This window comes from Ruegeria marisrubri (genome assembly GCF_001507595.1).
Classification (GTDB): domain Bacteria; phylum Pseudomonadota; class Alphaproteobacteria; order Rhodobacterales; family Rhodobacteraceae; genus Ruegeria; species Ruegeria marisrubri.
In genome coordinates this window covers 233519-260389 of record NZ_LQBQ01000001.1, presented here as the reverse complement: position 1 = coordinate 260389, position 26871 = coordinate 233519, and the positions used below count along the sequence as shown (strand labels likewise).

The following is a 26871-nucleotide window of genomic DNA, read 5'->3' as shown; positions in this document are numbered from 1 at the left end:
ACCGCCGCATGAGGGCTTTTCCGACCGCAGCCCGCCACGGGCGGGCTGCCCGGCCCAAGGCCCTTGGCGTCGCATCCGCGATGCGGCGCCGGGGCGCGGGAGGCCCACTCCCTCAGAGCGCCCGCCAGCCGATATCCCGGCGATAGAACCCCTCGGGCCAGTCGATGGCCTCGACCATCTCATAGGCCCGGTCCCGCGCTTCCTGCAGGCTGTCGCCCCGCGCGGTCACGTTCAGCACCCGCCCGCCAACGGCCAGAATGGCGCCGCCCTCTTCCTTCGTGCCGGCGTGGAACACCATGTTCCGGCTGTCCTCGGGCAGCTTGTCCAGCCCCTTGATCTCGGACCCCTTCTCATAGGCCCCGGGATAGCCCTTGGCGGCCATTACCACCGTCATGGCGTGATCGTCGGCCCAGTTCACCCGCGCCTCGCCCAGCCGCCCCTCGGCCGCCGCATGCATCAGGTCCAGCGCCTGCGCCCCCAGCCGCATCATCAGCACCTGACACTCCGGGTCGCCAAAGCGCACGTTGTATTCCACCAGCCGCGGCTGGCCGTCCCTGATCATCAGCCCGGCATAGAGCACCCCCTGAAACGGCGTGCCGCGCCGGGCCATCTCGGCCATCGTCGGGCGCACGATCTGTTCCATCGCACGCTCCTCGACCTCGGGACTCAGAACCGGGGCCGGAGAATAGGCCCCCATGCCGCCGGTGTTCAGGCCGGTATCGCCCTCGCCCACGCGCTTGTGGTCCTGCGCGGTGCCGACCGACAGGATGTTCTCGCCATCGCACAGCACGAACAGCGAGGCCTCCTCGCCCTCCATGAACTCCTCGATCACCACCTCGGCCCCGGCCCCGCCAAAGGCGCCGCCGAACATGTCGTCCACGGCCTCCAGCGCGGTCGCCTCGTCCATCGCCACGATCACCCCCTTGCCCGCGGCCAAACCATCGGCCTTGACCACGATCGGCGCGCCCTGCTGGCGGATATAGGCCTTGGCCGGCTCGGCCTCGGTGAACCGGGCATAGGCGGCGGTGGGCGCCCCGGCCGCATCGCAGATTTCCTTGGTAAAGCTTTTCGAGGCCTCCAGCCGCGCTGCCTCGGCCGAGGGGCCGAACACCAGGATGCCCGCCTCGCGCAGCCGGTCGGCCACGCCGGCGGCCAGCGGTGCCTCGGGGCCGATGATCACGAAGTCGATGGCGTTTTCCTCGGCGAAACTGACCACCGCGCCGCCATTCTCGATATCCAGCGCCGCGCAGTCGGCGATCTGCGCGATCCCGGCATTGCCCGGCGCCACGATCAGGCGGTCGCATTTGGGGTTCTGCATCACCGCCCAGGCCAGGCTGTGCTCGCGTCCACCGCTGCCGAGAATGAGGATGTTCATGGGGGCTGTCTCCGATCTGCTTGGCCTCGCTTGCGCGGCGTTCTAAGCTGCGCGGACCGACGAAACAAGGCGATGAAATGTCCGACCTGCTTGACGATCCGATTCCCGGCCAGAATACCCCCGAATACACCGTCTCGGAGATCTCGGGCGAGGTGAAACGCACGCTCGAAGGCACCTTCGGCCGAATCCGCGTGCGCGGCGAGGTCGGGCGCGTGTTCAAGGCCCGCTCGGGGCATCTCTATTACGACGTCAAGGATGACCGCAACGTGCTGGCCTGCACCACGTGGAAGGGCCAGATCGCGGGCCTGTCGGTGATCCCCGAAGAAGGGCTCGAGGTCGTCGTCACCGGCCGCCTCACCGCCTTTGGCGCGCAGTCGAAATACAACCTGAACGTCGACGAGGTCGTGGTGGCCGGTCAGGGCGCGCTGATGGCGCTGCTGGAAAAACGCAAGAAACAGCTCGAATCCGAAGGGCTCTTCGCGCCCGGGCGCAAGAAGCCCCTGCCATTCCTGCCGCAGATCATCGGCGTCGTCACCTCGCCCTCGGGCGCGGTGATCCGCGACATCCTGCACCGGCTGCGCGACCGTTTCCCGCGCAAGTTGCTGATCTGGCCCGTGGCCGTGCAGGGCGCCAACTGCGCGCTCGAGGTCGCTAACGCCATCCAGGGCTTTAACCGCCTGACACCCGGCGGCGCGCTGCCCCGCCCCGACCTGATCATCGTCGCCCGCGGCGGCGGCTCGATCGAGGATCTGTGGGGTTTCAACGAGGAAATCGTCGCCCGCGCCGCCGCCGCGTCCGAGATCCCGCTGATCTCGGCCGTGGGGCACGAAACCGACACCACGCTGATCGACTATGTCTCGGACCGCCGCGCGCCCACGCCCACCGCCGCCGCCGAACTGGCCGTGCCCGTGCGCCTCGAACTGCTGGCCTGGACCGGCGAACAGGGCGCCCGCCTGTCCCGCGCGGCCACGGACGCCGTGCAGCGCCGCGCCCAGCGCCTGCGCGACCTCTCGCGCGCCCTGCCACGGCCCGAAACCCTGCTCGACAGCCCCCGGCAACGGCTGGACCTGATTGCCGACCGGCTTGCCCCGGCCCTGCAACGCGGCGTCCAGAACCGCCGCCTGCAAGTGGTGGAACTGTCGGGGCACCTGCGCCCCTCGACCCTTCGGAATCTCATCTCCGCCCGCAAGGACCGGCTGCACAACCTGTCCTCGCGCCTGTCCGTCCGCCCGATCCGGCGCGAGATCGACCAGCAGCGCGACGCGATCAACCGGCTCTCGGACCGCATGACCGCCGCCCAGACCCTGCGGCTGGACCGGCTGCGGCAGCAGCTCGACGCCACCGACCGGCTGCGAGAAACCCTCGGCTACAAGGCCACCCTCCAACGCGGCTACGCCGTGGTGCGTGCCGACAGCGGCGTGGTCACCACGAAAGCACAGGCCAGCAAGCACGAGGTTCTGACGATCGAATTCGCTGACGGAGAACTGACGACCCGGCCCATCGCCGGGGCCAAGCCCGCTCCGAAAAAGGCGCCCAAGCCACCCGCCCCGGACCAGGGTTCCCTGTTCTGAGGCCTCGCGGGATCAGACCCCCACGTCCGGCCCGTAACAGATCATCTCTTCGTCGATATCCCCGGCCTCGTAGAGCTCCGTCGCCTCGGGGTCTCCCTCGAACCGGGCGATCAGCCCCGTCGGCGAGTCGATGAAGACCCAGCATTGCGGGTCCAGCCGGTCTTCGTAGATGAAACAGATCTGCCCGTCGCGCTCATACCAGACACCCTCTTTGCAATCGCCATCCAGGAACGACCAGATCACGCGCCGGTTGGGCAGGTAACGCTCGACCCCATAGGCCACCCCGTCGAACCCGTAGAACAGGGTTTTCCCCTGCGTGTAGGCGTCGAATTCCTCGGCGGTCATCGGCCCTTCGGCCGCGGCCACCTGCCCCGACAGCAACAGAAGAATCACCCAACGCGTCAGCATGGCCCGATTGTGTCAGATCGGGCCGTTCCCCGCCACGCGTCATCTCCCGCCCGCGGATGACATCGCGTCACCCCGCCCCAACCACAGGCCAGGCCAGTTGAAATCAGACCGAAACTTTGCCTCCCTGACGCAAACCACCCGAGGAACACCCGAATGCCGCACCTCCTGTTCTGGGCCGCAGCCGCCTGTGCGCTGGCCTACCTGCCCCTGACCACGCATCCCGCAAGCACGCACCGCACCCTGCTCAAGACCGGCTCGGTCGCGCTGCTTGCCCTGCTGACCGCATATCACGGCGGGCCGGCGCTGCTGGCCGTGGCCCTCGGGCTCTGCGCCCTCGGCGATGCCCTCCTGTCGCGCGAGACCGAGGCCACCTTCATGGCCGGGATCGGCGCCTTCGCCGCCGGGCATCTGGCCTATGTCGCGCTGTTCCTGACGCACGAGGCAAGCGATCCATCCGCGATCGCAACCCACCCCGCCCCGATCGCCGCGCTTGCCCTGCTGGGTGTCGTCATGGCCCTGCTCCTGTGGCCCCGCGCGGGTGATCTGAGGGGTCCGGTGCTGGCCTATATCCCGATCATCCTCGGCATGGGTGTCGCGGTTCTCGCGCTGCCCGAAGCGGGCCCAATGCGCCTGGCCCTTCCGGCCGCTCTTGCCTTCATCGCCTCCGACCTGATCCTGGCCACCGAGAAATTCCTGCTGCCCGCAGGTCACCCCGCGCTGCGCGTCACGCCATACCTCGTCTGGCCACTCTACTGGGGCGCGCAGGCCGGCTTTGCCGCGGCCTTCGCCTGACCCTTTGCAACTGCCGCCAATCCGCATTAGGTGAAGGGAATACCTGCGGAGACCTCACATGGCGTTTTTCTCAAAGCTCAAGGACCGGCTGTTCAAATCCTCCTCGCGGCTCGAACAGGGGCTCGAGGCAATCGTCGAAGAGGGCGGCGAGGAAACCGCCCCCACCCCCGATCCGGTGATCCCCCAGCCCGAGCCCGAACCACAACCGGTCCCCGAACTGCCCGAGCCCGCACCGGTGCCCGAGCCGGTGGAAACGCCCTCGCCCATGCCCTCCGATCCCACGCCCGCTCCGCCGCCGCCCGAGGAACCGGCGCCGGAAACCGGGCAGCGCCCCGGCCTGCTGGGCCGCCTGTTCGCGCGCGGCGACGGCCGCACGGTTGTTCGCCGCACGCTGGACGACGACATGCTCGAACAGCTCGAGGAACTGCTGATCGCCTCGGACATGGGCGTCGACACCGCCCTGCGCGTCACCGCCAACATGGCCGAGGGGCGCTACGGCAAGAAACTGTCGACCGAAGAGATCAAGCAACTCCTGGCCCAGGAAATCGCCCGCATCATGGAGCCGGTCGCCAAACCGATGCCGCTCTACCCCAAACGCCCGCAGGTGGTGCTGGTGGTGGGCGTCAACGGCTCGGGCAAGACCACGACCATCGGCAAGCTCGCCAGCCAGTTCAAGGCCGCCGGCAAAAAGGTGGTCATCGCCGCCGGCGACACCTTCCGCGCCGCTGCCGTCGAACAGCTGCAGGTCTGGGGCGACCGCGCCGGCGTGCCGGTCCTGACCGCACCCGAAGGCTCCGACCCCGCCTCGCTGGCCTTCGACGCCCTGACCAAGGCGCAGGCAGACGGCGCCGACCTGCTGATGATCGACACCGCCGGCCGCCTGCAGAACCGCGCCGACCTGATGGAGGAATTGGCCAAGATCGTCCGCGTCATCCGCAAGATCGACGAAACCGCCCCGCACAACACGCTCCTGGTGCTCGACGCCACCACCGGCCAGAACGCGCTCAGCCAGGTGGAGACATTCCGCAAGCTGGCCGATGTCTCGGGCCTCGTGATGACCAAGCTCGACGGCACCGCCAAGGGCGGCGTGCTGGTGGCGCTGGCCGACAAGTTCGGCCTGCCGATCCACGCCATCGGCGTCGGCGAACAGATCGACGACCTGGCCCCCTTCGACCCCGAGGAATTCGCCGCCGCCCTGACCGGCCTCGACTCCAACTGACCTTCATCTGGCCCCAAATATCCTCGGGGGTCTGGGGGTGGAAAACCCCCAGCCTCTCCACCAGCGAAAGACCCTCAGCTTGAGCGACTGGCTGATCTCCCTCGAAGGCACCGAGGCCGGGCACACCCTCGCCCTCGGCCTCGCGCTCATGGCGGCCTTCCTGCACGCGGTCTTCGGCGCCCTGCAAAAGGGACGCCACGACCCGTGGCTGTCGCGCGGCGCGATCGACGCCTCCTACGCGCTCATGGCCGCCCCCTTCGCGCTTTTCGTGGTGCCGTGGCCCGAACCGCATATGTGGCCGATCTTTGCGACCGCATGGGTGATCCACATCCTCTACAAATGCCTTCAGGCCATGGCCTACACCAAGGGCTCCTACACCGTCGTCTACCCGGTGGTGCGCGGCACCGGGCCGCTCTTTACCGTGATCGGCGCCTACCTTCTGTTCGGCGAGGTCTTCACCGCACCCCAATGGATCGGCGTCGCCGTGCTGCTCTCGGGCATCTTCGGACTGGCCGCCTACAACCTGCGCCATCTCGAAACCAACCGAGACACGCTGGTCATCGCGCTGGGGCTGGCTGTGGCGACCGGCCTCTTCGTGGCGCTCTACACCACCTATGACGCCTACGGGATCCGCGCCACCGCCGACCCGTTCACCTTCCTCGCGTGGTTCTTCATGATCGACGGCGCCGCCCTGCCCTTCTACGCCTTCCTGCGGTGGCGCGCGATGATCCACCGCCCCGCGCCCGGGCCCCTGATGCTGCGCGGCTTTACCGGGGGCATCGTGGCCTTCCTCTCCTTCGGCGCCATCATGCTGGCCACCCGCCTGGACAAGGTGGGCGAAGCGGCGGTTCTGCGCGAAACATCCACGGTGTTTGCAGCCCTGATCGGCTGGCTGGTATTGAAAGAAACCGTGGGGCCGCGGCGAATCGCGCTGATGGCCTTGATTGCGTCGGGCGCGGTCATAGTTGAAATGGGCGGATAGTCGGCAGGACAAGGCATGGCAGAGACGAAAAAGATCAACCCCTTCCTGAAACAGGTGCTCGAGCTGGGGCCACCCTTGGCCTTCTTCTTCATCTACCTGCACCTGCGGGACGACATGTTCACCTGGGGCGGCACCGAATATTCGGGCTTCATCGTCGCCACGATCCTCTTCGTGCCGCTCATGCTGGCCGCGATGGGCGTTCTGTGGGTCCTGACCGGCAAGCTCAGCCGGATCCAGATCTTCACCGCCTTCATGGTGGTCTTCTTCGGCGGCCTCACCGCCTGGTTCAACGACGAAAGCTTCTTCAAGATGAAGACCACGCTGGTCTACGGCTTCTTCGCGGTCATGCTGGGCATCGGCCTGCTGCAGGGCAAATCCTACCTGGCCTACGTGCTGGACGAGATGCTGCCGATGCGCCACGAGGGCTGGATGATCCTGACCCGCCGCCTGTGCTTCGGCTTTGCCGCGCTGGCCGTCGCGAACGAACTGGTCTGGCGCACCCTGTCGACCGATCTCTGGGTCAAGATCGAAACCTTCGGCTTCCCCCTGGCCCTCATGGGCTTCCTGATGGTGCAGTTCAACCTCCTGCAAGGCTACATGGACGACCCCGACGGCAACTGAGCCGCCACACTTCATGCGGGAAAACCGTTTGCCCCGAACCCGTTGCCTCTTGGAAACGGGCGCGGACTGTGGAAACAATAGCTGACCCTCTCAACCTCCTGCAGGAGCAAGCCAAGGCGCATGACGGCCTTTCCCGACACCGGTTTCCTGTCCGAGGCTTCGGACCGGCTGAAGGCGATGCTTTCGGCGCAGGCTTCCGAGATCTCGCTCGACCGCGGCGAAACCCTGTTCCAACAGGGGGATGAAGGCGACGCGCTCTACGCCCTTCTCGAAGGCGCTCTCGAAGTCTCCTTCCTCGCCTCCAGCGGACGCAAGCTGTCGCTGGCCTTGATGCGGCCCGGAGAGGTCTTTGGCGAAATCGCCCTGTTCGACAGTGGCCCGCGCACGGCAACCGTGTCGGCGGCCGAACCCTCGCGCGTCCTGAGGGTGCGCAGACGTGATGTGATGGCCCAGATCCGGGCGCACCCGGAACTGGCCGTGGACATGATCCGGCTGGCGGGCATCAGGATGCGCTGGATGGGGTCGCAGCTCAACGAGCAGGTCTTTCTGCCCATGCCCACCCGGCTGGCACGGAAACTTCTGCTTCTCTCGGGGAAGCAGGGTGACCCGAACGACCGGATCCGGCTTTCGCAGAGCGAACTTGCGGAATTCGTCGGCGCCACCCGCGAAGCGGTGTCCAAGACCCTGTCCGCCTGGAGGCGCGAAGGCGTGGTCGAGGCGTCGCGCGGCGGGCTGGTCATCCGGGATTTCGATGCCCTGGGCCGGCTGGCGGCGTCCGATCTGATCTGAGCCCGGCCTCGCTGCTGTCTGTGACCCAGTTCACAGACAAGGTTTCGAAATGGGACTAGCCTGCGAAAGGTTACCGAAAGGGGCGGGGCCGGGAGATCATCCCCGATATCTGTCCGTACCGACCTCACCCCGTAACAGAGTCACATGCCTCGGCATGTGGCTCTTTACCTTTTCCGGGGCTGCGCCTGAAACCACCGGAAAGGAAAAACGGCCGGAACTGGTCCGGCCGTCGTTTCACACATCTTGGTGCGCCCGCCTTACTCGGACAGGCTCAGCGCCACGAAACGCGGCTCGCCGCCCCGCCGGACCAGCAGCAGCAGAGATTTGCGACCGGCTTCCCTGGCTTCTTCGATCCGGGCCTCGAGATCGGCCAGCGTCATAACCTTCTGCTGGCCCACCTCGGTGATCACGTCGCCGGCGCGCAGCCCCTTGTCGAAGGCTTCCGAGGTTTCATCCAGGTCCAGAACGACCAGACCGGTTGCGTCCTCTGCCAGCCCCAGCTCGGAACGTACCCGGTCCGTCAACGGCGCGACCGTCATGCCCAGCAGTTCCTTTTCGCTCTCCGCCGGAGCCGGCGAAGTAGAGGGCTGGCCATTCTCGGCGCGCTCGGCATCCTCGCGGCGGCCGAGTGTCACGAGGAAGGTCTGCGTCCCCCCGTCGCGAAAGACCACGACGCGCACCGATTTGCCCACGGCCGTCTCGCCGACCTGACGCACCAGCGCACGGGTATCGGCCACCTCGACCCCGTCAAAGCTCAGGATCACGTCCCCGGCCTGCAGCCCGGCCTCTTTCGCGGGGCCGTCCGGGACATCGCTGATCAGGGCTCCGCCGGGCTTGTCCAGCCCCATGGCCTCGGCCATGTCCTCGGTCACGTCCTGGATGCGCACGCCCAACCAGCCACGACGGGTTTCCCCGAATTCGCGCAGCTGATCCACGACCTTGACCACGACGTTCGACGCCATCGAGAACCCGATGCCGATCGAGCCGCCATTGGGCGACAGGATCGCGGTGTTCACGCCGATCACCTCGCCATCCATGTTGAACAGCGGCCCGCCCGAGTTGCCCCGATTGATCGCCGCGTCGGTCTGGATGTAGTCGTCATAGGTGCCGCTGAGCTCGCGATTGCGCGCCGACACGATGCCCGCCGACACCGAGAACCCCTGCCCCAGCGGGTTGCCCATGGCGATCACCCAATCGCCGACGCGCGCGGTGTCGCTGTCGCCGAAGGTGACGAATTTCAGCGGCCCCTCGGCCTCGACCTTCAGCAGGGCGATATCGGTCTTTTCGTCCCGGCCGACCACTTTCGCAGGCAACTCCTTGGATGGCTGCCCCTCTCCTGGAAAGAACTCTATCAGGATTTCGTCGGCCTCGGCGATGACGTGGTTGTTGGTGACGATATAGCCGTCCTCGGAGATGACGAAGCCCGATCCCAGCGCGTTGCTGCGGCGCGGCCGGTTTTCGTTATCCCCGTTGCGGTCCTGGAACTCGCGAAAGAAATCCTCGAAGGGCGATCCCTCGGGCACGATCCCCGGCAGATCCGTGCGGCCTTCGATCAGGGTCGTGGTCGTGATGTTGACCACGGCCGGGCTGATCCGCTCGGCCAGCGGCGCCAGGCTTTCCGGGGAGGCCTTCGCGGCCAGAACCTGCATCAGCATGAAAAGTGTGGTCAGAAAGGCCAGCCATGCCAGCCTCATTCCCACGATGATTCCGTCCTGCCCGATTGAAATACTGCGCGCTTTTGCCTGCACTTGAGATCTCCTTGTCGCCAACCCGCCACCCGGCGGACGCAGTGCCCGCCGCCAATTTCAAGAAACAATGTAGTCAGTTTGGCCAAGCCCGCAACTCGGGACATCAAGGAATTCAGCGCCGACGCCTGCTATCGCGCCGCGACCGCCCGGCCTGCGCGCGGTCAGAACCCCAGCTGATACGCGCCCCACAACAGGATCAGGCCCGTCACCACGCACAGCAGGCCGACATTCCGCCGCGCGCTCTCGGGCAGCGCGCGCAGGGCTTCGAGCATGCGCTCGACAAGCGAAGGGGCCAGCGCATAGGCCAGCCCCTCGACGATCAGAACCAGCCCGAAGGCCAGAAGGATCAGGCCCATCATTCGGCCTTGCCGCCGGAGGACTTCAGGAAGTTGAAGAACTCCGAGTCGGGGCTCATCACCAGCGAGCTGTTCGAGCCGTCCAGCGCCCGCTCATAGGCGGTCAGCGACCGGTAGAACTCGAAGAACTCCGGGTCGCGGCCAAAGGCCTCGGCAAAGATGGCGTTGCGCTCGGCATCGGCCTCACCACGGATGATCTCGGCCTCGCGGCGCGCCTCCGAGACCAGCTCGACCACGGTCCGGTCGGCCTGCGCGCGCACACGCTGCGCGGCTTCGTTGCCGCGGGCCCGTTCGTCCGTCGCCTCGCGCTCACGCTCGGCCTGCATCCGGGCAAAGGTGGCTTCCAGGTTGGCCTGCGGCAGGTCGGTCGCCTTCAGGCGCACGTCGATCACATCGACGCCCAGCGCACGGGCCTCGGCGATGGCGCTGTTGCGGATGCGCAGCATCAGCGCGGCCCGGTCCGAACTCAGAATGTCCTTGGACGACACCGAACCCAGAACCTCGCGCGTTTCGGCGCGCAGGATCCGGTCCAGACGGTCCTCGGCAACCGGAATGCCGCCGACGCCGACGGCCTGACGGAACTGCTCCACATCCGAGATGCGGTAGCGGGCGAAGGCATCGACCACCAGGCGGCGGTCATCCAGCGGCGTGACTTCCAGAGGCTCGACGTCTATGGACAGGATGCGGTCGTCATAGCGCACCACTTCCTGGATCAGCGGGATCTTGAAGCCCAGACCCGGCTCTTCCTTCACGGTCACGACACGGCCGAATTGCAGCACCAGCGCCTTTTCACGCTCGTCCACGATGAAGATGGACGACAGGCCCACGACGATGGCGATCACCAGCACCGGCAGAAGAAATGTCGTTTTACGCATCAGTTGCTCCCTTCGGTGGTGTTGCGGCGCAGCTCATTCAGCGGAAGGTAAGGCACGACGCCCTGACCGGAGTCGCCGCTCTCGTCCAGAATGACCTTGTCCACTTCGCTCAGAACCTGCTCCATCCGCTCCAGATACAGACGCTTGCGCGTCACGTCGGGCGCTTTCAGATATTCCTCGAGAACCGCGTTGAAGCGGCTGGCCTCACCGCGCGCCTCGTTGACCTGCTGCGCCCGGTAGGCCTCGGCCTCTTCCAGGATCTGCGCTGCCTCACCGCGCGCCTCGGCGAGCACCCGGTTGGCATAGGCATCGGCCACGTTCTGCAGACGGTCACGTTCCTGCGCGGCGGCCTGAACGTCGCGGAAGGCCGCGATGACTTCCTGCGGCGGGTCCGCCTTGTCAAAGTTCACACGGATGATGTTCACGCCGGAATCATAGCTGTCCAGTGTCTGCTGGATCAGCTCCTGCAGCCGATCGGCGATGATGCCGCGGTCACGGTTCAGGATCGGCGCCAGTTCCGACTGGGCGATGATCTCGCGCATGGCCGATTCCGAAACCGCCCGGATGGTCGGACGCGGATCGCGCAGGTTGAACAGGAACTTGGCCGGGTCCGAGATGTTCCATACCACCTGGTAATCGACATCGACCACGTTCTCGTCTCCGGTCAGCATCAGGCCGTCATGGGTGCCGCGATTGCCGCCCATGTCCTCGGTCTGTTCGCGGGTGACCGGGATCACCTCGGCGGTCACGAAGGGCCACGGGGCAAAGTTCAGACCCGGCTGCCCGATGGCCGAGAACTCGCCCAGGAACAACTCGACCGACTGTTCTTCGGGTTTGACGGTATAGAAACTGGCCGCCGCCCACAGGCCCGCGGCCACCAGCAGACCCAAGGTCACGGTTCCGCGGGTAAAGATGGGGCCACCGCCGCCGGCGCCGCGGCCATCACCGCCGCGCCCGCCACCGCCGCGCCCGCCCATCAGCACGCGCAGCTGCTCCTGGCCCTTTTTCACCAGCTCGTCGATCTCGGGGATCTGCGGGCCGTCACCCTCGGGCGGACGCCGTCCGCCTCCGCCACCGCCCTTGTTTCCTCCTCCGGAAGAACCTCCGCCCCCCCAGGGGCCACCGCTGTTGCCCGCCATATGTTCTCTTTCCTTTTCATTCAGCCCGTGTGATCACGGCGTTAGTTCTAACCTGTATCCCGGCCGGTGCAAATCAAGCACTGCGCACGGGATGCCGCATGGTGACCAGTTCCTCGGCCATCACCGGATGCACGGCCACGGTCCGGTCGAAATCTTCCTTGGTCGCGCCCATCTTGACCGCGATTCCGGCCAGCTGGATCATCTCGCCCGCCCCCGGCGCCACGATGTGGCAGCCCAGGACCTTGCGGGTCGCCTTGCTGACGATCAGCTTCATCAGCACCCGTTGCGAACGCCCGGCAAAAGACTGCTGCATCGGCTTGAACGAGGTCGCATAGACCTCGATCGGCTCCTGCTCGGCGGCGGCTTCCTCGCTCAGCCCCACGGTGCCCATCTCGGGCTGGGTGAAAATCGCGGTCGGGATCAGCTCGTGATCCACCGGCGTGGGGTTGCCCTTGAACACGGTCTCGACGAAAGCCATTCCCTCGCGGATGGCGACCGGCGTCAGGTTCACCCGGTCGGTCACGTCGCCGATGGCATAGATCGAGGGCACCGCCGTCTGGCTGTATTCATCCACGATGATCTCGCCCTTGCGGCCCCGCTCGACGCCCAGCGCCTCGAGCCCCAGATCATCCGCGTTCGGCGCCCGGCCGGTGGCATACATCACCACGTCGAACAGCCGCTCGGTGCCGTTGGTCGCCTTGACCCGGATCCTGTCGCCCTCGCGCGCCATCTCCAGCACGTTGGTGCCCAGATGCACGTCGACGCCGTTCTGGCACATCTCTTCGCAGATCAGCCCGCGCGCCTCGTCGTCGAAACCGCGCAGGATCTGCGCGCCGCGATAGAACTGGGTGGTCTTGACGCCCATGCCGTTCATGATCCCGGCAAACTCGCAGGCGATGTAGCCGCCGCCCACGATCAGCATGGTCTCGGGCAGCTTCTCCAAGTGGAAGATCTCGTTCGAGGTGATCGCCAGGTCCGAGCCCGGAAACTCGGGCACCACCGGGCGCCCGCCGGTGGCGATCAGGATGTGCTTGGCCGTCTTGCGGGTGCCGTCGGCCAGCTCGACCGTATGCGGATCGACCAGTTTCGCCCGCTGGTCAAAGCTTTCGACCCCGTTGTTCTTCAGGATGTTGCGATAGACACCTTCCAGCCGGTCCAGCTCGGCATGCAGCTTGCCCCTGAACGTGCCCCAGTTGAAATCGCCCGGCTTGATGTCCCAGCCGTAAGAGCGCGCATCCTCGACCATGCCGGAATATTCCGAGGCAAAGACCATGAGCTTTTTCGGCACGCAGCCCCGGATCACGCAGGTGCCGCCATACCGGTCCTCCTCGGCCAGCGCCACCTTGGCGCCGGTCTCTCCGGCCGCGACGCGCGCCGCCCGGACACCGCCGGAGCCTCCGCCGATGACGAACAGATCATAATCAAAGCTCATGCAGGTCTTCCTCAATCCGCCAGGTCGGTGAACAGGTTGTCATTCTCCGCCATATCGACCCGGTCATGCTCAATCGTTCCCTCGTTGATGTCGCGCACCTCGACCCGGCCATCGCCGAACCCGATCACGACCCGGTCACAGATATCTATGAACAGACCGTTTTCAACCACGCCCGGCACCTGATTGAGCACGAGCGCCAGCTGGCGCGGGTTGCCGATGCGCTGAAGGTGCAGATCCAAGATGTGGTTGCCCTCGTCGGTGACGAAGGGCGCATCGCCATTCATCCGCAGCGCCGCCGACCGGCCCAGCACATCCATCGACACCAGCGTTTCCTCGATCAGCTTGCGCGTGGTCTGCCAGCCGAACGGAATCACCTCGACCGGCAACGGGTAGGCGCCCAGGGTCTCGACCTCTTTCCCGGCATCGGCGATCACGACCATCTGGTCGCTGGCGGTGGCCACGATCTTTTCCTGCAACAGCGCCCCGCCGCCGCCCTTGATCAGGTTCAGGTCTCCGTCGAACTCGTCGGCCCCGTCGATGGTGATGTCCAGCCAGCCCGCCTGATCCAGCGAGACGACCTCGATCCCCACCTCGCGGGCCAGCGCCGCGGTGCGCGTCGAAGTGGGCACGCCCTGGATCTTCAGCCCCTCGTCGCGGACCATCTCGCCGAGGCAGCGCACCAGCCAGGCCGCGGTGGACCCGGTGCCCAGCCCCACGCGCATTCCATCCTCGACCATGTCGGCGGCACGTTTTGCGGCGACGAACTTGGCCCGGTCGATGGGCGACAACTCTCCGGTCATGGCAGCATCTCCAATGCATGTTTTGCGCCCTTATAGGCAAACTGTTCCACCGGCGCGAGGGGGAACGGGCGGCATTTCTCGCGCAAGTTCCGGTATTTTGCTATCCTTGGCCAAAGGATGCCCGAATGCTCGAGTTTGACGAAGCCACGGCCCGGGTGCTGGACAATGCCTATCTCGGCGCCGACATATCGCGCCGCCGCCGCGCCTGTTTCGACGCGCTTGCGCCGGTTCCCGGAGAGTCCATCCTCGATCTTGGATGCGGCACCGGCTTGCTGGCGCTGGAACTGTCCCGCGCCGTCGGGCCAGAGGGTCAGGTGACCGGGATCGACCCCAGCGACGACATGCTGTCCTCGGCCCGCGAACGCTGCGCGGGCCGGGACAATATCCGCTTGGAGGAAGGCGCGGCCGAGGCCCTGCCATTCGATGCCGGGCAGTTCGACAAAGCCGTCTCGCTGCAGGTATTCGAGTATTTCGACGACATGCGCCCGGCCCTGCGCGAGTTGCATCGGGTCCTTCGCCCCGGCGGCCGCCTCGTCATCGGCGACATGCACTGGGGCACGCTGTGCTGGCACAGCGACCACCCCGACCGGATGGAGCATATGCTGCGGATATGGGACGGGCACCTCGCCGAGCGATGCGTGCCCGCCCTCCTGCCCGAACGGCTGAGGGAATGCGGTTTTGCCGCCGACCGGATCGAGCCGGTAACCTTCTGCGACACGGTTCTGCGCGCCGACGGGCTGGCCGCGCTGATGATTCGACTGATCTCCGCCTACGCCAGACAGAAATCCGACCTCCCGCCGAACGACGTGAAAGCTTGGGTGCACGAACAGGAAAAGCTCGCCGAACAGGGCCGCTTCTTCATGTCGATCACCCATTTCGTGTGGATTTCCCACAAGGTCTGAGGCCCTGCGCGCGCCGCAGCCGCCAAACATGCCGGAAAAATGCGCGTTTCCCATAGGAAACGTCGCAATCGGAGATTTCCGACCCCAAGACCTGTCCTAGATAGGAAGACAACAACCCGCGCAAACTCTGCTGAAGGCTCCGCTACTCAAGATGTTCCTCTCTGTCTTCGACATGTTCAAAGTGGGCGTCGGCCCGTCCTCCTCTCACACGATGGGTCCGATGGTGGCCGGGGCGCGGTTTCTCGACCTGATGCGGGCCTCGCCCTTCGAGTTCTCGGGCCTCAGGGCCTCGCTGCACGGCTCGCTGGCCTTTACCGGCGTCGGCCACGCCACGGACCGGGCCACCATCCTCGGGCTGGCCGGGTTCACCCCCGACACCTACGACCACGAAAAGGCCGAGGCCGCGCTGGCCGCCATCGCCGATACCCACACGGTCACGCCTGACGGTCTGCCGACGCTCAGGTTCGACCCGAAGACCGACCTGACCTTCGACTACGACCACGCGCTGCCGGGCCACGCCAACGGCATGATCCTGATGGCCACCGACGCGCAGGGCGACGTGATCCTCAAGCAGGTCTATTACTCGGTGGGCGGCGGCTTCGTCCTGACCGAGCAGGAGCTGGCCGAGGGCAAGGACACCAATGACGGCCCGCCGGTGCCCTTTCCATTCGAATCCGCCGCGCAGATGCTGGAAATGGCCCGCACCAGCGGCAAGAGCATCGCCGACATGAAACGCGCCAACGAGATCGCCCGTGGCTGCGCCCAGAGCTTTGCCAAGGGCACCGCCCGGATCTGGGAGGTGATGAACAACTGCATCGAGCGCGGCCTCAGCACCGACGGCATCTTGCCCGGCGGCCTCAACGTGCGCCGGCGCGCCAAGGCGATCCATGAACAGTTGCTGGCCGAACGCGGCATGAACCTGAACGCCCCGCACACGATCAACGACTGGATGAGCGTCTATGCGATGGCGGTGAACGAGGAAAACGCCGCCGGGGGCCAGGTCGTCACCGCCCCCACCAACGGCGCGGCGGGCGTGCTGCCGGCGGTGCTGCGCTATTACCTCGACCATGTGCCGGGCGCCTCCCCGGCCCATGTCGAGGATTTCCTGCTGACCGCCGCCGCCATCGGCGGGCTGGTGAAATACAACGCCTCGATCTCGGGCGCCGAGGCCGGCTGCCAGGCCGAGGTGGGCAGCGCCTCGGCCATGGCGGCGGCGGGTCTTTGCGCAGTGATGGGCGGCACCCCCGAGCAGGTGGAAAACGCCGCCGAGATCGCGCTGGAACATCACCTGGGCATGACCTGCGATCCGGTGAAGGGGCTGGTGCAGGTGCCCTGCATCGAGCGCAACGCGCTGGCCGCGATCAAGGCCGTTTCGGCGGCCTCACTGGCGCTGCGCGGGGATGGGCAACATTTCGTGCCGCTCGACGCCTGCATCGAGACTATGCGCCAGACCGGACAGGACATGCACGAGCACTACAAGGAAACCTCGCTGGGCGGGCTGGCGGTACACGTGCCGAACTGCTGAGCCGACCTCAGATCGCGACGGCCTGGAACAGGTGCGCGGGCTGGGGAATCTTCAGCGTTCCGTCCTGCTCATAGGGTGCCAGTTCCGACAGGATTTCGCCGGCCATCCAGCCGATGACCTCCTCGCCGGCGATCTTCAAGGCCGCCTCGTTCGGCGTCGCCAGCAGCTCGGCGCGGATGGCCTCTGCCGTGGCGGGCAGGCTTCGCTCGATCTCCAGCCTGACGGGATCGGGGCAATGGAACCCGGCCTCGACGATCAGGCCCCGGATCCGCTCGGCGTCGTTCCAGACGAAAGGCTCCAACGCCTTTTCCGCGGCCGCCGGCCCGAGATGGCGGTTCAGGGCCTCGGCGGCGATCCTGAACAGGGGCGGAACCCCGGCCCAGCATGTCACGACCAGCTTGCCGCCCGCGCTCATGACCCGCCGGATCTCGCCCAGCGCCGCAGACCGATCGGGGAAGAACTGCAACCCCTGCTGGCAGAAGACCAGATCGAACTCGCCGTCGCCAAAGGGCATCGCCTCGGCCGAGGCGGTCACGAACTCGATCTTGCGACCATTCACGTCGGACAGGCTGCGCGCCACCTCGATCATGGCCGGGTTCACGTCCACCCCGACGATCCGGCTCGCCGCATCCAGCCGCTCGGCCAGCTTGCGCGCCACGATGCCCGTGCCACAGGCCACGTCCAGCACGCGGGCAGCAGGCGGCAGAGAAACAGCGGCCAGGGTCTGCTCTGCCAGCGGTTCGAACATGGCCGGAACATTCTGGGCTTCGTAGGTTTGCGCAGCAGCGACGGACAGATGGAATCTGTTTTCGTTGGGCATGTAACTCTTCTCGACACTCACTCTCACCACCTCAGCAGATAGCACGGCAGACGCATCGTAGGATAGAAATTTTGCGATATGTTTCGGCAACAAAGCCGCTTTCCTCTGCCCCAAGGACACACTAGCCTGCCGCAATGACCCAGGACCGCCCCGTTCTCGGCATCATGCTGATGCTCGGCTTCTGCGTGCTCGCCCCGCTGGGCGACGCGGTCGCGAAACTGTTGGGACAGACCACGCCCATCGGACTGCTTCTGCTGGTCCGCTTTGCCGTGCAGGCCGCGGCCCTGATCCCGCTGATCGTGCTGACCCACCGGCCGTGGCGGATGCGCGGCAGGATGCTGCGGCTGGCGGCGATCCGCACCGGGCTGCACATCATCGGCATCGGCGCCATGTTCACCGCCCTGCAATACCTGCCGCTGGCAGACGCGGTGGCCATCGCCTTCGTCATGCCCTTCATCATGCTTCTTCTGGGCAGATACGTTCTGGGCGAAGAGGTCGGCCCCCGCCGCCTCGGCGCCTGCGTGGTGGGTTTCATCGGCACCCTGCTGGTCATCAAGCCCAGCTTTGCCGAGGTCGGCTACCCCGCACTCCTGCCCCTGCTGGTCGCCGTCGTCTTTGCCCTGTTCATGCTGGTCACGCGGCAGATGGCCAAGGAAACCGACCCGATCGCGCTGCAGGCCGTCTCGGGCGTGATGGCCTCGGTCGTGCTGGTGCCCCTGCTGGCCCTCGGCAGTTTCGCCGGCCTGCCCGAACTGTCCTTCGCGGCGCCGCAGGACGCAGCGACCGCATGGCTGCTGCTGGGCATCGGCCTGCTGGGCACCGGCGCGCATCTGCTGATGACATGGTCGCTGCGCTATGCGCCCTCGGCCACGCTGGCGCCGATGCAATACCTGGAAATCCCCGTGGCGACGCTGATCGGCTGGATGATCTTCCGCGACCTGCCCGACGGGCTTGCCGCGCTGGGCATCTGCATCACCATCGCCGCCGGGCTCTACGTCATTCTGCGCGAGCGGGCCAACGCCCGGCCTGCCCCGTCAGAAACGCCTGCGTGACCAGGCCCAGCGCCTCGCGCGGCACCATCACCAGCAACCCCGGCCCGTCCACCTCCAGAACCATCTCTCCCAAGGCGCGGTTCGAGGTGCCGATCATCCCGTCGGGCTCCAGCACCAGCCCGTCGATCGGCCATTCCAGCCCCTCGCTGCGCCCCGTGACGCGGCGCATCGGAAACAGAGACACAACGCTGCCAGGCTCGACCGGCAGCCGGATCCAGGGCGGCGCGTGAAAGATCACCTCGCGCTCTCCCAGGATCAGACAGGGCCGGTCCCGCCAGCGGATCATCGAGCTGAAGACCGCCAGCTGGTGATCCACCCGCGCCCCGGTGAAACCCACCCCGAACACCAGCGGCGCCGCCACGTTGCGCAGCGCCTTGTCGAAATCCGTCGTGTCCTGTTCCCGAATCGGAAACAGACGCTCCTGGGGGATCTGGTGCATCTCGCCCGGCTGCAGCGAATCAAAGTCGCCGATCACCACGTCCGGCATCCGCCCCGAGGCCAGAACCGCATGCGCGCCCCCGTCCGCCGCAACCAGCAGGTTGGCGCTGTTGAGCGTCATATTCAGGTCATCCGGGCCGATTTCGCCCCCTCCCACCAAGGTTATTGGCTTTTCGGACCGGACAATTACATTGTTTTTAGACACATTAGTCACATTCTCGGGTTTTAGACACATTCCGACCACAAAATGATACGCTGAATTACACAGTTTCGCGCCGAAATTGACGCCCGGCGCCGGTTAACCTGAACGCACTGGTTTGTAGAGGACGAGCGTCGCATGGTACAGAACAACAAGGTTTTGACGGTCTCTTATGGAACCTTTTCCTGCACCTTGGAAGGGTTCGATGACTCCTTCGAGACGATGAAGGCGATCGCCGAATACTTCCGCGACCTGGCTGCCGATGATCGCTACTTCGGCTCGGAACCGCCCCAGCTGGATGCCGAGATGCTTGCCCGTATCGCACAGCGCGACCAGTCGCGCCGGATCGAAGCGCACCGGCATGACGATGGCGTCGTTCTGCGCGCGACCGAAACGGCCGCCGAGCCGGCACCCACGCCCGAACAGCCCCACCACGAGCTCCGCCCCGGCATCGCGGTCGCCTCGACACACCGCACCAACCATCCAAACGCCATGCCCGAGGATGAAGGCGATGAACCCGAAGACCTGTCCGCCCCGGAACTCGCCGCGCTGACCCCAGAGCCTGCCGATGAACTCCCGAGCACCGCCGCCCTCCGGCACGAACCCGAGTTCGAAGAATACGAGGAAGAAGCCGCGCCCCAGGAGTCTCTCCCGCCTGCCGCCGACAGCATCGCGGCCAAGCTGCAGCGCATCCGCGCCGTCGTGTCGCGCGCCGACGACGGCGCCGGCCAGTACTCCGAGGACGAAGAGAACGGCTTTCCGACCGACGCGACCGCAGAGCCCGAGGACGCGATCTCGGCCGCCTTTGCCACGCAACCGCCGGCGCAGCCCGAGCCCGCCGCGGATCTGACCGACGAGGAAGAAGAGCCTGCCGCTGCCGCGGTTGAACCCATCGTGGATGAGCCCAGCGTGGATGAACCCATCGTGGATGAGCCCATCGTGGATGAGCCCAGCGCCGAAGCACCCGTTTCGGACGCCGAAGCAGAGGAAGCACCGGCCCCCGCCGCATCGGATCTGCAGACCGAAGCCAAGCCCGAAGGCCCGCAAGCCATTTCGCTGGCCGAGCTGGCCACCGGTCTCGACCACCCCGCCCAGGCCGCCAATGATCTCTCTGCCGGTGACGACGATCTCCGGCCCACTGACGCCGAGTCAGGCTCCGTGGATCTGGCGCAGGCAGAACTCGAAGAGGAATTCGACGAACCCGAGGCGCCGCTCCAGCAAGCCGATGACGCGGTCCTGTCCCAAGAGGAGGAATCGTCCGACGACAGGGATGCGCCGGAGGGCACGCTCACCGCTCGGGACGAGGCCGATCTTCTCCGCAAGCTGGCCGCCGTCGAGACCGCGCTGTATGCCCGCGCCGAAGGCCAGCCCGACACGGACAAAAAAGATGACCTGACCCGGCTGATGGATGCGGCGGACGAGCGTATGGACGACCCCAGCGCCGGCGACAGCCGCCAGACCTACTCGCATCTGCGCGCCGCCGCGGCCGCCGCCGCAGCCGAGAAAAAGGCCGGCAGTCACGAGCTGTCGCAGTCGTCCGACAAGGAATACCGCGAAGATCTGGCCTCGGTCGTCAGCCCGCGCCGCCCCGAGGCGGGCGGCACCAGCCGCCGCCCCGAGCCCGAGGGGATAGCACCGCTGCGTCTGGTCGCCGAGCAGCGGATCGACACCTCCGACGCAGAGACGGAAAAAACTCCGGTGCACCCGCGCCGCGTGTCCTCGGCAATCGATGCCGATAAGGCTGCGCGCGAAGGCGGGTTCGCCCGTTTTGCCGAAGAACAGGGCGCCCACTCGCTCTCCGACCTGCTCGAGGCCGCCGCCGCCTACCTGTCCTTCGTCGAGGGCCAGGAGCAGTTCTCGCGCCCGCAGCTGATGAACAAGGTTCGCGCCCTGCAACTCGAGGAGTTCGACCGCGAAGAAAGCCTGCGCTCCTTCGGCCAGCTTCTGCGCGACGGCAAGATCGAGAAAGCAGGCGGCGGCCGCTTCGCGGCCTCCAGCGAGATCGGTTTCCGCCCGGACGACGAGCGCGCGGCGGGCTGACGCCAACCATGACAAAGGCCGGCTCCACGCCGGCCTTTCCTTTTGCTATCAGGTTCTACTTGCCCTGATCCGGGTCTTCCTTGCCCACGCCCTTGAACACGAACTTGAACGGCAAGGCCCACAGGATGCCCAGCACCACGTAGACCAGCAGCTCCAGCCAGATCGGCGGCCGGTCCAACCAGTTCAGAACCGTCACCACCGCAACGATATAAGCCGGCAGCCCGACCAGCAGGATCACCAGCGACCAGCGGCGCCGGGCCTTGTAGCTCAGGCCCTTCTTGCCTTCGCCGCTCATCAGTCGGCGAACGGGTCGGTCACCAGGATGGTGTCGTCCCGCTCCGGGCTGGTGGACAGCAGCGCCACCGGGCACTCGATCAGTTCTTCGACCCGACGTACATACTTGATGGCATTCGCCGGCAACTCGGCCCAGCTGCGCGCACCTTCGGTGGATTCGCTCCAGCCCGGCATTTCCTCATAGATCGGGATGCAGCGCGCCTGCTGCTCGGCGGCAGTCGGCAGGTAGTCGAGCCGCTCGCCGTCCAACTCGTAGCCGACACAGATCTTCAGCGTCTCGAACCCGTCCAGAACGTCCAGCTTGGTCAGCGAAATGCCGTTCACGCCCGAGGTGGCGCAGGTCTGGCGCACCAGCGCGGCGTCGAACCAGCCGCAGCGGCGCTTGCGCCCGGTCGTGGTGCCGAATTCATGCCCCCGCTCGCCCAGACGCTGCCCGTCGGCATCGTCAAGCTCGGTCGGGAACGGCCCTTCTCCGACACGGGTGGTATAGGCCTTCACGATCCCCAGCACATAGTCGATGCTGCCCGGGCCGATGCCTACGCCTGTCGCCGCCTGCCCGGCGATCACGTTCGAAGAGGTGACGAACGGATAGGTGCCGAAATCGATGTCCAGCAACGCCCCCTGCGCACCTTCGAACAAGATGCGCTTGCCCGCCTTGCGCTTCTCGTTCAGCACCTTCCAGACCGGCGCTGCATAGGGCAGGATCTGCGGAGCGATCTCCCTGAGCTGAGCAATCAGCGCATCGCGATCGACCGCTTCGATGCCCAAGCCTTTGCGCAACGGATCATGGTGCTGCAATGCGCGGTCCACGCGCGCCTCCAGCGTCGCGTCATCCGCCAGATCCGCAACCCGCACCGACCGCCGGCCCACCTTGTCCTCGTAGGCCGGTCCGATGCCCCGTCCGGTGGTGCCGATCTTGGTGCCCTTGCTGGCGGCCTCTTCCCGGGCGCGATCCAGTTCACCGTGAATCGGCAGGATCAGCGGCGTGTTTTCCGCGATCATCAGCGTTTCCGGCGTGATCTCCACCCCCTGCGAACGGATGGTCTCGATCTCTTTGACCAGATGCCACGGGTCCAGCACCACGCCATTGCCGATGACGCTCAGCTTGCCGCCGCGCACCACGCCCGAAGGCAGCGCGTGCAACTTGTAGACCTTGCCTTCGACAACCAGCGTATGCCCGGCATTGTGGCCGCCCTGAAAGCGCGCGATCACATCCGCTCGTTCGCTGAGCCAGTCAACGATCTTGCCTTTCCCCTCGTCACCCCATTGGGCGCCGACAACAACCACGTTGGCCATATCCGGTCCTTTTGCGCTGAAACATCAAACCCGGGCCCATATAACGAGGAGCACAAGGCAGGGAAACCGCAAATTCGACGCACCGAGGCAGCCTGCCTTCAATCGCGCTGCGCGCGATGCCTCCGGCGGGGATATTTGCAGCCAGATGAAGACCGGCCCCATTGCTTCATCTGGCCCGAAATATCCCGGGGGAGTCGCGCCCTGGCGCGGCGGGGGCAGAGCCCCCATGCTACCCTTGCGGCAGGCGCACCGGCTCTCCATGTGGAGTTGTCAGATAGGCAGCCTCCCAGGCGTCGCGCATCGCCGCGACTTCGGCCGGCTCCGCAGTGCCACCCGAAACCAGAATCTCCTCCAGCGTTTCAAGCCAGGCGTTGAAATAGTCGTCGCCGCCATCAAGTTCGCGGCTCAACCCGTTGCGCCTGAGCGTTTGCGAAAACCGCCGGGTCCAGTCGGGCCAGTCAAATCGCCCGGCCTCGTTGAGGGCCACCGTCAGGGCAAAGACCTGCGCATGCCATGGCTGTTCAAAGACCGGTTCGGGGGCCGAGTGTGTCGCGCAGCTGCTCATGCGGGCTCCAGGTAGCTTTGCCAGAGGTCCAGCACCACTTCATCTGCCGGGTTCTCGGGGGCGGCCCACAGTTCCGAGGTCGGGAAGACAACGGCATAGAGCGGCTCGGGCGCCTCGCCCAACCCATGCGCGTTGCTGTCCGGCAGAACATGGGCGCCGTGCCGTTTCAGGATTCGCCCCCGCGCCCCGGCCGCATAGGCAGGCAGCCGCGTGTGGCCGCCATCGACCAGCCGGTTGGCGGACGGCCGGACGGTCCGCACCGCCTGCCCCATTTCGAAGGCGGCGGGCCGGTTCGATGGGCGGTCGGCGGGACCGCCTTTGGCAAGCGCGGCCTGCACGGCCTCGGCCTTCAGAGCCTTTTGCGCCAAGGGATGTTCGCCGTTTTCCGAAAACCCGCGCAGATCGCCCTTGGTCAGAACGCCGGTTTCGACCAGCAGGTCGGCCAGCGCCGAGACCCACTTCTCGTAGTAGGAAAAGCACGCATAGTCCTTTGGTGACAGGCGCTCGCGCGCATGGCGAGACATGTCGATGTTCCACTGCCCCAGCGCGCCTGCGGCCAGTGTCACGGCAAGCGCCCGCGCGTGCCAGTCCTCGGCGAAGACGGGGGCCCCTTCCGGCTCGGGCCGGACCGGGCCATCCCCGAAGCGCCCGCCCATGTCGTGCACGCGGGTCATGCCGGCACCTTGGGCAGCCCGGTGCCGATCATGCTGTCGCGGGTGACCAGCGCCGCCAGTTCGTCCTCGCTCATCCCCTCGGTGCCCGCCGGCCGCATCGGCAGGACGAGGTAGCGTATCTCGGCCGTCGAATCCCACACGCGCACCGCGGTTTCAGGCGGCAGATGCACGCCGAACTCGGCCAGAACCTTGCGCGGCTCGCGCACCGCGCGGGCGCGATAGGCGTCGGACTTGTACCAGCCGGGCGGGATCCCCAGCAGCGGCCACGGGTAGCAGCTACACAGGGTGCAGACGACCATGTTGTGCTGCTGCGGCGTGTTCTCGACCACCACCATGTGCTCGCCCTGCCGCCCGTAATAGCCCAGATCGGCGACCAAGGGCGTCGCGTCCTTCAGCAGCGCGGCCTTGAACGCCGGATCGGCCCACGCCTTTGCCACGACGCGCGCGCCGTTCTGCGGCCCGATGCGGTTCTGATAGGTGTCGATGATCTCGTCCAGTGCCGCCGGGTCGATCAGCCCCTTGCGGGTGAGAATCGTTTCCAGCGCCTTCACGCGCAGGGCGGGTTCGGGCGGCAGCAGGGCGTGCGGGTGGTCGGGATCGTCATGTGGCATGGCCCCAGCCTGCGCGAGCCCCGGCCCGCCTGTCCAGCCTTTTTGACGCGGTCCCGGCCATCCTGACGCGACACGCCAACTCCTCCCTTGCCCCTGCGGGCAAACTTGCATAGATACCACGCGGTACACGCCACGCTCCGCAGGAAGACCATGGAAAACGTCGTTCTCATCATCCACCTTCTCCTGGCCCTTGGCCTGATTGCCGTTGTCCTGATGCAGCGGTCCGAAGGAGGCGGGCTTGGCATGGGCGGCGGTGGCGGCGGCGTCGTCAGCGGTCGCGCGGCGGCAACGGCGCTGGGTAAGCTGACCTGGATCCTGGCCATCTGCTTCATCATCACCTCGCTGTCGTTGACCATCATCGCGGCGAAGAAATCGGCCGGCAGCTCGGTCATCGATCGGCTTGGCGTTCCGGCAGCGGAAGAAACCGAGGCGCCCACGCCCGCGGTTCCGTCGGCAGAGGACCTGCTGCCCCCGGCACAGGGCGACAACGCGCCGCTGATTCCGCAGGCCGACTGATCCACAAAACCTAGAAACCTGAAAGAGAACGGCAACAGCATCTTGCGGTTCTCTTGCGCTGTTTGCGCGAATCCTTTATATGTGAAGTCCCGTGATGCTGCGGTTTTTCAGGCCGCCGGGCAGTTGGTAATGACGTCTCACGGGAGCAGCCGAAAAACATGGCGCGTTTTATTTTCATCACTGGTGGTGTTGTTTCGTCGCTGGGCAAGGGGCTGGCCTCGGCCGCACTGGGCGCGTTGCTGCAGGCACGCGGATATTCGGTGCGCCTGCGCAAGCTCGACCCCTACCTGAACGTCGATCCCGGCACCATGTCGCCGTTCGAGCACGGCGAGGTCTTCGTCACCGATGACGGCGCGGAAACCGACCTGGACCTTGGGCACTACGAGCGTTTCACCGGCGTTCCGGCGCGCAAGACCGATTCCATTTCCTCGGGCCGCATCTACATGAACGTGCTCGAGAAGGAACGCCGCGGCGACTATCTGGGCAAGACCATCCAGGTGATCCCGCACGTCACCAACGAGATCAAGGATTTCATCGCCATCGGCGAGGACGAGGTCGATTTCATGCTGTGCGAGATCGGCGGCACCGTGGGCGACATCGAGGGCCTGCCCTTCTTCGAGGCGATCCGCCAGTTCAGCCAGGACAAGCCACGCGGCCAGTGCATCTTCATGCACCTGACCCTGCTGCCCTACATCAAGGCCTCCGGCGAGCTTAAGACCAAGCCGACCCAGCACTCGGTCAAGGAACTGCGATCGATCGGCCTGGCCCCCGACATCCTGGTCTGCCGCTCCGAGGGCCCGATCCCGGAAAAGGAACGCGCCAAGCTGGCCCTGTTCTGCAACGTGCGCCCCGAGGCGGTGATCGCCGCGCAGGACCTGTCCACCATCTATGACGCGCCGCTGGCCTATCACAAGGAAGGGCTGGATCAGGCGGTTCTGGACGCCTTCCAGATCAGCCCCGCCCCCAAGCCCGACCTGTCGAAATGGGAAGACGTCAGCGACCGCATCCACCACGCCGAGGGCGAGGTGAAGGTGGCCATCGTCGGCAAATACACCCAGCTCGAGGACGCCTACAAATCCATCGCCGAGGCGCTGACCCATGGCGGCATGGCCAACCGCGTCCGGGTCAAGGTCGAATGGGTCGATGCCGAGATCTTCGACACCGAGGACCCCGGCCCGCATCTCGAAGGCTTCCACGCCATCCTGGTGCCCGGCGGCTTTGGCGAGCGCGGCACCGAGGGCAAGATCAAGGCGGCGCAATACGCGCGCGAACATCAGGTTCCCTACCTGGGCATCTGCCTGGGCATGCAGATGGCGGTGATCGAGGCCGCCCGCAACGTGGCCGGCATCGCCGGCGCGGGCTCCGAGGAGTTTGACCACGAGGCCGGCAAGAAACGCTTCGAACCGGTGGTCTATCACCTCAAGGAATGGGTCCAGGGCAACGCCAAGATCGAACGCAAGGTGGGCGACGACAAGGGCGGCACCATGCGCCTTGGCTCCTACAATGCGGTTCTGACCGAAGGCTCCAAAGTGGCCAAGGTCTATGGCACCTGCGAAATCGAGGAACGCCACCGCCACCGCTACGAGGTGGATATCAAGTATCGCGAACAACTGGAAAAGGCGGGCCTGAAATTCTCGGGCATGAGCCCCGACGGCCGCCTGCCCGAGATCGTCGAATGGGCGGACCACCCGTGGTTCATCGGCGTTCAGTATCACCCCGAACTGAAGTCCAAGCCCTTCGACCCGCACCCGCTGTTCAAGGATTTCGTGCGCGCGGCCAAAGAGTCCTCGCGCCTGGTCTGAGGCCGCCTTACGGCGGCACGGCCGATATCG

At 66.2% G+C, this 26871-nt stretch carries 27 protein-coding genes; 12 read left to right on the top strand and 15 right to left on the bottom strand.

Translation table 11 applies throughout. The annotated features are described in order from the left end of the window. Nucleotides 1–112: 112 nt before the first annotated feature. On the bottom strand, nt 113–1375 hold the full coding sequence (gene purD, locus AVO45_RS01245; protein WP_068343603.1) for a phosphoribosylamine--glycine ligase: 1263 nt from the start codon (nt 1373–1375) through the stop codon (nt 113–115). Nucleotides 1376–1452: 77 nt separating this feature from the next. Between purD and xseA the strand changes: the two genes are divergently transcribed. After that, nucleotides 1453–2946 (top strand): exodeoxyribonuclease VII large subunit, encoded by a 1494-nt coding sequence (gene xseA / locus AVO45_RS01240; RefSeq protein ID WP_068343600.1) that lies wholly within the window; start codon nt 1453–1455, stop codon nt 2944–2946. A gap of 12 nt (nt 2947–2958) precedes the next feature. Here xseA and AVO45_RS01235 read toward each other — a convergent pair whose 3' ends face one another. Then, nucleotides 2959–3354 (bottom strand): hypothetical protein, encoded by a 396-nt coding sequence (locus tag AVO45_RS01235; RefSeq protein WP_068343597.1) that lies wholly within the window; start codon nt 3352–3354, stop codon nt 2959–2961. Nucleotides 3355–3507: 153 nt separating this feature from the next. Between AVO45_RS01235 and AVO45_RS01230 the strand changes: the two genes are divergently transcribed. The 5 genes from AVO45_RS01230 to AVO45_RS01210 all read left to right on the top strand — a co-directional run bounded on the left by AVO45_RS01230 (nt 3508) and on the right by AVO45_RS01210 (nt 7757). After that, the gene (locus tag AVO45_RS01230) at nt 3508–4146 is read left to right on the top strand and encodes a lysoplasmalogenase (protein ID WP_068343594.1); all 639 of its coding nucleotides are present in this window, start codon (nt 3508–3510) and stop codon (nt 4144–4146) included. Nucleotides 4147–4204: 58 nt separating this feature from the next. Continuing rightward, the gene (gene ftsY / locus AVO45_RS01225) at nt 4205–5365 is read left to right on the top strand and encodes a signal recognition particle-docking protein FtsY (protein WP_068343591.1); all 1161 of its coding nucleotides are present in this window, start codon (nt 4205–4207) and stop codon (nt 5363–5365) included. 79 nt (nt 5366–5444) lie between these two features. Further along, the gene (locus tag AVO45_RS01220; protein WP_068343588.1) at nt 5445–6347 is read left to right on the top strand and encodes an EamA family transporter; all 903 of its coding nucleotides are present in this window, start codon (nt 5445–5447) and stop codon (nt 6345–6347) included. 15 nt (nt 6348–6362) lie between these two features. Next, nucleotides 6363–6968, top strand: coding sequence for an inner membrane-spanning protein YciB (locus AVO45_RS01215; RefSeq protein WP_068343584.1), 606 nt, complete (start codon nt 6363–6365; stop codon nt 6966–6968). 120 nt (nt 6969–7088) lie between these two features. Next, nucleotides 7089–7757 carry a Crp/Fnr family transcriptional regulator gene (locus AVO45_RS01210; RefSeq protein WP_068343581.1) on the top strand — a complete coding sequence of 223 codons (669 nt, stop codon included), beginning with the start codon at nt 7089–7091 and terminating at the stop codon, nt 7755–7757. A gap of 257 nt (nt 7758–8014) precedes the next feature. Here AVO45_RS01210 and AVO45_RS01205 read toward each other — a convergent pair whose 3' ends face one another. From AVO45_RS01205 to rpiA, 6 genes are all read right to left on the bottom strand, one after another. Then, entirely contained in the window at nt 8015–9451 is a 1437-nt protein-coding gene (locus tag AVO45_RS01205; RefSeq protein WP_082688616.1) for a DegQ family serine endoprotease, read from the bottom strand. A gap of 215 nt (nt 9452–9666) precedes the next feature. Beyond that, nucleotides 9667–9861, bottom strand: coding sequence for a DUF2065 domain-containing protein (locus tag AVO45_RS01200; protein WP_068344664.1), 195 nt, complete (start codon nt 9859–9861; stop codon nt 9667–9669). Then, nucleotides 9861–10736, bottom strand: coding sequence for a protease modulator HflC (hflC, locus tag AVO45_RS01195; RefSeq protein ID WP_068343576.1), 876 nt, complete (start codon nt 10734–10736; stop codon nt 9861–9863). Before hflC ends, AVO45_RS01200 begins: the two co-directional genes overlap by 1 nt. Next, nucleotides 10736–11875 (bottom strand): FtsH protease activity modulator HflK, encoded by a 1140-nt coding sequence (gene hflK, locus AVO45_RS01190; protein ID WP_068343573.1) that lies wholly within the window; start codon nt 11873–11875, stop codon nt 10736–10738. The genes hflC and hflK overlap by 1 nt, the downstream gene beginning before the upstream one ends. A 73-nt stretch (nt 11876–11948) precedes the next feature. After that, a complete protein-coding gene (gene gor / locus AVO45_RS01185; RefSeq protein ID WP_068343570.1) occupies nt 11949–13307 on the bottom strand; it encodes a glutathione-disulfide reductase in 1359 nt (452 codons plus the stop codon). Between the two features lie 11 nt (nt 13308–13318). Further along, nucleotides 13319–14107 carry a ribose-5-phosphate isomerase RpiA gene (gene rpiA, locus AVO45_RS01180; RefSeq protein WP_068343566.1) on the bottom strand — a complete coding sequence of 263 codons (789 nt, stop codon included), beginning with the start codon at nt 14105–14107 and terminating at the stop codon, nt 13319–13321. 125 nt (nt 14108–14232) lie between these two features. Here rpiA and AVO45_RS01175 point away from each other — a divergent pair, with 125 nt between their 5' ends. Next, nucleotides 14233–15009: a methyltransferase domain-containing protein gene (locus AVO45_RS01175; RefSeq protein ID WP_068343563.1), complete on the top strand. Its 777-nt coding sequence runs from the start codon at nt 14233–14235 to the stop codon at nt 15007–15009. 151 nt (nt 15010–15160) lie between these two features. Continuing rightward, entirely contained in the window at nt 15161–16534 is a 1374-nt protein-coding gene (locus tag AVO45_RS01170) for an L-serine ammonia-lyase (RefSeq protein ID WP_068343560.1), read from the top strand. A gap of 7 nt (nt 16535–16541) precedes the next feature. Here AVO45_RS01170 and AVO45_RS01165 read toward each other — a convergent pair whose 3' ends face one another. Then, nucleotides 16542–17375, bottom strand: a complete 834-nt coding sequence (locus AVO45_RS01165) for a class I SAM-dependent methyltransferase (protein ID WP_157770077.1) — start codon at nt 17373–17375, stop codon at nt 16542–16544. Between the two features lie 113 nt (nt 17376–17488). Here AVO45_RS01165 and AVO45_RS01160 point away from each other — a divergent pair, with 113 nt between their 5' ends. Beyond that, entirely contained in the window at nt 17489–18406 is a 918-nt protein-coding gene (locus AVO45_RS01160; protein ID WP_068343555.1) for a DMT family transporter, read from the top strand. Here the strand turns inward: AVO45_RS01160 and AVO45_RS01155 are convergent. Continuing rightward, nucleotides 18351–19079: a thiamine diphosphokinase gene (locus AVO45_RS01155; protein WP_068343553.1), complete on the bottom strand. Its 729-nt coding sequence runs from the start codon at nt 19077–19079 to the stop codon at nt 18351–18353. The two genes, AVO45_RS01160 and AVO45_RS01155, sit on opposite strands and share 56 nt — an antisense overlap. 102 nt (nt 19080–19181) lie before the next feature. On the opposite strand from AVO45_RS01155, the gene AVO45_RS01150 reads away from it, so the two are divergent. After that, nucleotides 19182–21083, top strand: coding sequence for a hypothetical protein (locus tag AVO45_RS01150; RefSeq protein ID WP_068343551.1), 1902 nt, complete (start codon nt 19182–19184; stop codon nt 21081–21083). A gap of 55 nt (nt 21084–21138) precedes the next feature. Here the strand turns inward: AVO45_RS01150 and AVO45_RS01145 are convergent, their stop codons facing one another. The 5 genes from AVO45_RS01145 to nthA form a co-directional block, all read right to left on the bottom strand. Next, a complete protein-coding gene (locus AVO45_RS01145; RefSeq protein WP_068343549.1) occupies nt 21139–21378 on the bottom strand; it encodes a DUF2842 domain-containing protein in 240 nt (79 codons plus the stop codon). Further along, nucleotides 21378–22673, bottom strand: coding sequence for an adenylosuccinate synthase (locus AVO45_RS01140; protein ID WP_068343546.1), 1296 nt, complete (start codon nt 22671–22673; stop codon nt 21378–21380). Before AVO45_RS01140 ends, AVO45_RS01145 begins: the two co-directional genes overlap by 1 nt. Before the next feature lie 229 nt (nt 22674–22902). Then, on the bottom strand, nt 22903–23238 hold the full coding sequence (locus AVO45_RS01135) for a nitrile hydratase accessory protein (RefSeq protein ID WP_068343543.1): 336 nt from the start codon (nt 23236–23238) through the stop codon (nt 22903–22905). Beyond that, nucleotides 23235–23912 carry a nitrile hydratase subunit beta gene (gene nthB, locus AVO45_RS01130; protein WP_068343542.1) on the bottom strand — a complete coding sequence of 226 codons (678 nt, stop codon included), beginning with the start codon at nt 23910–23912 and terminating at the stop codon, nt 23235–23237. The genes AVO45_RS01135 and nthB overlap by 4 nt, the downstream gene beginning before the upstream one ends. Next, nucleotides 23909–24523 (bottom strand): nitrile hydratase subunit alpha, encoded by a 615-nt coding sequence (gene nthA, locus AVO45_RS01125; RefSeq protein WP_068343539.1) that lies wholly within the window; start codon nt 24521–24523, stop codon nt 23909–23911. The genes nthB and nthA overlap by 4 nt, the downstream gene beginning before the upstream one ends. A gap of 150 nt (nt 24524–24673) precedes the next feature. On the opposite strand from nthA, the gene secG reads away from it, so the two are divergent. Together secG and AVO45_RS01115 are read left to right on the top strand one after the other, a co-directional pair. Continuing rightward, nucleotides 24674–25039, top strand: coding sequence for a preprotein translocase subunit SecG (secG, locus tag AVO45_RS01120; protein WP_068343537.1), 366 nt, complete (start codon nt 24674–24676; stop codon nt 25037–25039). A 158-nt stretch (nt 25040–25197) separates the two neighbouring features. Continuing rightward, complete coding sequence (locus tag AVO45_RS01115) at nt 25198–26841, top strand: CTP synthase (RefSeq protein ID WP_068343534.1); 1644 nt, start codon at nt 25198–25200, stop codon at nt 26839–26841. Nucleotides 26842–26871 lie beyond the last annotated feature (30 nt).

Bases quoted from the DNA above. Each gene is read 5' to 3' on its own strand.
- purD (WP_068343603.1), bottom strand. From the start codon at position 1,375: ATGAACATCCTCATTCTCGGCAGCGGTGGACGCGAGCACAGCCTGGCC.
- xseA (WP_068343600.1), top strand. From the start codon at position 1,453: ATGTCCGACCTGCTTGACGATCCGATTCCCGGCCAGAATACCCCCGAA.
- AVO45_RS01235 (WP_068343597.1), bottom strand. From the start codon at position 3,354: ATGCTGACGCGTTGGGTGATTCTTCTGTTGCTGTCGGGGCAGGTGGCC.
- AVO45_RS01230 (WP_068343594.1), top strand. From the start codon at position 3,508: ATGCCGCACCTCCTGTTCTGGGCCGCAGCCGCCTGTGCGCTGGCCTAC.
- ftsY (WP_068343591.1), top strand. From the start codon at position 4,205: ATGGCGTTTTTCTCAAAGCTCAAGGACCGGCTGTTCAAATCCTCCTCG.
- AVO45_RS01215 (WP_068343584.1), top strand. From the start codon at position 6,363: ATGGCAGAGACGAAAAAGATCAACCCCTTCCTGAAACAGGTGCTCGAG.
- AVO45_RS01210 (WP_068343581.1), top strand. From the start codon at position 7,089: ATGACGGCCTTTCCCGACACCGGTTTCCTGTCCGAGGCTTCGGACCGG.
- AVO45_RS01205 (WP_082688616.1), bottom strand. From the start codon at position 9,451: ATGAGGCTGGCATGGCTGGCCTTTCTGACCACACTTTTCATGCTGATG.
- AVO45_RS01200 (WP_068344664.1), bottom strand. From the start codon at position 9,861: ATGGGCCTGATCCTTCTGGCCTTCGGGCTGGTTCTGATCGTCGAGGGG.
- hflC (WP_068343576.1), bottom strand. From the start codon at position 10,736: ATGCGTAAAACGACATTTCTTCTGCCGGTGCTGGTGATCGCCATCGTC.
- hflK (WP_068343573.1), bottom strand. From the start codon at position 11,875: ATGGCGGGCAACAGCGGTGGCCCCTGGGGGGGCGGAGGTTCTTCCGGA.
- gor (WP_068343570.1), bottom strand. From the start codon at position 13,307: ATGAGCTTTGATTATGATCTGTTCGTCATCGGCGGAGGCTCCGGCGGT.
- rpiA (WP_068343566.1), bottom strand. From the start codon at position 14,107: ATGACCGGAGAGTTGTCGCCCATCGACCGGGCCAAGTTCGTCGCCGCA.
- AVO45_RS01175 (WP_068343563.1), top strand. From the start codon at position 14,233: ATGCTCGAGTTTGACGAAGCCACGGCCCGGGTGCTGGACAATGCCTAT.
- AVO45_RS01170 (WP_068343560.1), top strand. From the start codon at position 15,161: ATGTTCCTCTCTGTCTTCGACATGTTCAAAGTGGGCGTCGGCCCGTCC.
- AVO45_RS01160 (WP_068343555.1), top strand. From the start codon at position 17,489: ATGACCCAGGACCGCCCCGTTCTCGGCATCATGCTGATGCTCGGCTTC.
- AVO45_RS01155 (WP_068343553.1), bottom strand. From the start codon at position 19,079: ATGTGTCTAAAACCCGAGAATGTGACTAATGTGTCTAAAAACAATGTA.
- AVO45_RS01150 (WP_068343551.1), top strand. From the start codon at position 19,182: ATGGTACAGAACAACAAGGTTTTGACGGTCTCTTATGGAACCTTTTCC.
- AVO45_RS01145 (WP_068343549.1), bottom strand. From the start codon at position 21,378: ATGAGCGGCGAAGGCAAGAAGGGCCTGAGCTACAAGGCCCGGCGCCGC.
- AVO45_RS01140 (WP_068343546.1), bottom strand. From the start codon at position 22,673: ATGGCCAACGTGGTTGTTGTCGGCGCCCAATGGGGTGACGAGGGGAAA.
- AVO45_RS01135 (WP_068343543.1), bottom strand. From the start codon at position 23,238: ATGAGCAGCTGCGCGACACACTCGGCCCCCGAACCGGTCTTTGAACAG.
- nthB (WP_068343542.1), bottom strand. From the start codon at position 23,912: ATGACCCGCGTGCACGACATGGGCGGGCGCTTCGGGGATGGCCCGGTC.
- nthA (WP_068343539.1), bottom strand. From the start codon at position 24,523: ATGCCACATGACGATCCCGACCACCCGCACGCCCTGCTGCCGCCCGAA.
- secG (WP_068343537.1), top strand. From the start codon at position 24,674: ATGGAAAACGTCGTTCTCATCATCCACCTTCTCCTGGCCCTTGGCCTG.
- AVO45_RS01115 (WP_068343534.1), top strand. From the start codon at position 25,198: ATGGCGCGTTTTATTTTCATCACTGGTGGTGTTGTTTCGTCGCTGGGC.